Source organism: Serratia sp. CY44782 (assembly GCF_052168715.1).
Lineage (GTDB): Bacteria > Pseudomonadota > Gammaproteobacteria > Enterobacterales > Enterobacteriaceae > Serratia > Serratia nevei.
In genome coordinates, this window is sequence record NZ_JBJNME010000025.1 from 1 (window position 1) to 3,707 (window position 3,707).

The 3,707-nt window shown below is 59.3% G+C and carries 1 protein-coding gene; it reads right to left on the bottom strand.

Features of this window, described 5'->3' with window-relative positions:
• Positions 1–3,707: SDR family NAD(P)-dependent oxidoreductase (locus ACJ8HT_RS24045; RefSeq protein ID WP_442520142.1), on the bottom strand; the 3,707-nt coding region annotated here is incomplete at both ends.

Here is a 3,707-nt window from a genome sequence, read left to right on the forward strand (position 1 = left end):
AGGGCGCCCACCTCGATCGGATCGCCCAACGGCGTGCCGGTGCCATGGCATTCGATGTAGTCCACGTCCTGGCCGCGCAGCCCGGCTTCCGCCAGCGCCCGCGTGATGACGGCCTCTTGCGCCAACCCATTCGGCGCCGTCATGGATACGCTGCGTCCGTCCTGGTTCACCGCCGTTCCGCGGATCACCGCCAGAATGGCGTCGCCGTCGGCCTCCGCGTCGCTGAGGCGCTTCAGCACCACCGCGCCTGCGCCTTCGCCACGGCAATAGCCGTCCGCCGTCTCATCAAAGGTGGCGCATCGCCCCTGCGAAGACAATGCCTTGGTCGCACAGGCGCTGACAAACATTCGGTGATGCAGCATTACGTTTACGCCGCCGACCAGCGCCATCGAACAAATGCCCTGGCGCAATTTGTCAACCGCCAGATCGACCGCCACCAGAGAAGAAGAACAGGCGGTATCAATAGTGACGCTGGGGCCAGTCAGCCCCAACAGATAAGAGATGCGGTTGGAGGATATAGAACCGGAAACCCCCGCGCCAAAGTAAGGATTGTGGGCCTCTTCGTCGCGTCCCATGCTGCTCCAGTCATCGTTCGCCAAACCGATGTGAACGCTGGTCGATGAGCCTTTTAAACTCGTTTTGTTCAATCCGGCGCTATGGAAAGCATCATAGGCCACTTCCAGCAATAATCGCTGTTGAGGATCCATCACTTTAGCCTCCGCCAGCGAAATGCCGAAAAAGGCATAGTCGAAGTCTTCGGCATGGCTGATGAATGCGCCCTGGCGGGTATAGCTGCAGCCGGCGGCATCACGATTGGGATCGTAGACTTCGTCAATATCGAACCGTGAGGCGGGAATATTGCCGACACAATCGGCGCCGGCCAGCATTATCTGCCAGAAGTCTTCCGGAGAAGAGACATTCCCAGGCAAGCGGCAAGACGTGCCTATGATGGCGATCGCTTCTGCCTCGCCGTCTCCCCTTTCAGAAACGGATGGAATCATTTCCTCTTCAATCTTTCTGACCAATGGTGGGTAGTGTTTGTACAACAGATTGAAATGGTGCCCATCACACGGAACCACCTCGAGCGTGGATGCCAACTCATGACAACGTTTTATAACGTCGGTATCGCTCTGGAAGGAACGGCTGGCCTCACGCATCATCTCGGATTGCGTCTCAATGGGCGGAATGGTGCTCTGGAATAGCAGCACGGGCGCGAACAGCTGCCGCGGCGCCACATAGTTTTCCAGGAGAATTTCAAAAGGTGCAGGTTTTGGCGGAGCAATAAACGGCACCAAATGGCGAGGATCAAACATGATCACCCGTGACAAACGTTGCTGCTCCTCCAAATGCAGCCCCACCTCGAGCGCAAGCGCGGCACCAAAGGAAAGCCCGCCAACGCTGTACGACGGGCTGGGCACCTCGCGCAGCATGGCTTCACGCAACGCGGCGGCCACCGACTCCAGAGTAACCTGTTGCGCCAGCGGGTCTGCCGGGATCGCCGGCATCGCGGCGTATACCGGCACAGAAAGCGCCTGCGCTAACGTGCCGAAGGTTTTCTCTGCGTTCCCCATAACGCCGCCGATCAGGAACAGCGGTTCCCCATCCGTTTTATCATTCAGACGCTGCCAAACAACGGTTGGCACCGACGATGTCTTGGCCCCCAGTTGCTCAATGAGATGCAAACTGACGTCGCGAGCGGTCGGATAGTTGAAAACGAAATGCGCGGGCAATTCCAGCGATGTTGGCAATGATTTCAGCAGTGCCTGCCTAATCTGTACCAAATCGAGAGAAGACAACCCCGCCTCCATGAAAGGCAAGTCTTCATCAAAGCGTTTTTCCGACAAGAAGGGTTCAATGCTCTCTCGGACCAATCGCCGCACGTCTTCGACTGACCACTCCGCCTGCGCATCCGCGCTCGATGTGGACGGCGTCGCCATCGCTGTCATAAAGGAAGAAAAACGTGGGGATAAATGCGAGAGCTTTCGCCACGCAATCGGGGAAGCACAGATGACGCCACGACTGCGTGACTGCAGCAACCGCGCCAAGAGCGACATTCCCGATTCGTTATCAAGCAGACCATAGCCTGATTGTTCAATGCGCGAGACAGCGTGACTGCGTACCGCCATCCCGACATCTGACCATGCTCCCCATTGGATGGACAATGCGCATTCGCCGGCCTGAGCCCACCGCTCCGCCAAAGCATCCAGAGCGCTATTGGCCGCCGCATAACTCGCTTGCCCCGCCGACCCCAATGTCGCGGCCACAGACGAATACAACACAATAAAATCTGTCGGCGAAAGAATATCGTGCAGATGCCTTGCGCCGAGCACTTTCGCCGCCTGAGCCTGCATGAACATCTCGGCCGACTGGTTAACCAGCACGCCATCCGTCAGGACGCCCGCGGTGTGGATAACCCCGGCGATGTCCGGCCATCCCCACACCGTCAATTGGCGGAGCACCGCTTTAACCTGATCAGCCTCTGCCACATCACACGCTAAACTGGCCAGCTGAATGCTTTTTCCCCACTGCGGCACAGGCGCAATAGGCTGCCCGCTGCGTGAAAGCAGCACCAGATGCGTCGCGCCCTGTTCCGCCAAATATTGAGCAGCCAGTCTGCCAAGCGCTCCGTTGCCGCCGCTGATTACGTATGTCGCCCCGGCGCGAAGGCCATTCCCCTCGCCCGATGGCGGTTGATATCGCTGCAGACGCGGCACCTGCAACTCGCCCATGTCGCTCAGGCGGCACTCATCCTCCATATCCTCACAAACGCACAACGACAGCGCCTGCATCAGTTGGCCGCGATATAAAGCCAGGCAGCTCAGCCGCAACGTCTGTTGTTCTAATCTGGCGGTACGCGCCAGGCCCCATAGGCCGGCATCGCCTTCCGAATCGGCGCGCTTCAATAACACCAGTCGCGCGCTCATGCCGCTCTTCAAGACGTTCAGTGCCTGTACAACATCCTCTTCGTCGCCCTCGCTGAAGAGCGCGACGGTATTCCAGTTTTTCTCCGTCAGGGCCGCAGCAATCTCCGCCGGATCGTTCGCAACCATAGAGATCCAGTCTTTTGGCAACGCCACAGGCACCTTACGCCGCGACAGCAGAAGATATGGGCCAGCGCCATTGACCTCTGTCGGCGGTTCTGCCGGCATCCATTGGGTCTGATAGAGCATATCTGCGGCGCTTACCGCAGGTTCGGCGCTTACCGATCGGCGCAATGCTTGTTTCGGCACCGGTTTTTCCCATTGCAGCGGCACATAGGTAAACGGATTGAGTGCGGGGGTTCCGCGCAGCGTCTCTGCGGAGGCTATCCACTGCGTTCGCACATCGGGCGCGATACGCTTCGCCATGTTGATCAAAGTCGCACCCGGTCCGATTTCAAACACGCCGTCAGGCGTGCCGCCTTGCCCCAGCAACGTTTGCACCGCCTGCAGGAAGCGCACCGGCTGAGTGATTTGCTCACTCCAGTACTCCGCCGTCTGCAGCCCTCCCGTCGCCGCTTGCCCCGTCAGCGTGGAAATAAACCGCACCCCATCCGTCGGTGCGCGCAATGCCACCGTACTCACCACGTCGCCAAACGCCGCCGCTGCCGCTGCCATCATCGGCGAATGGAAAGCGTGCGAAACCGCCAACGGCGTGTGTTCATGCGCATAATGCCGCTGCACGAACGCCGCCAGCGCCGCGTGCGGCCCCGCCACCACCGTCATTCC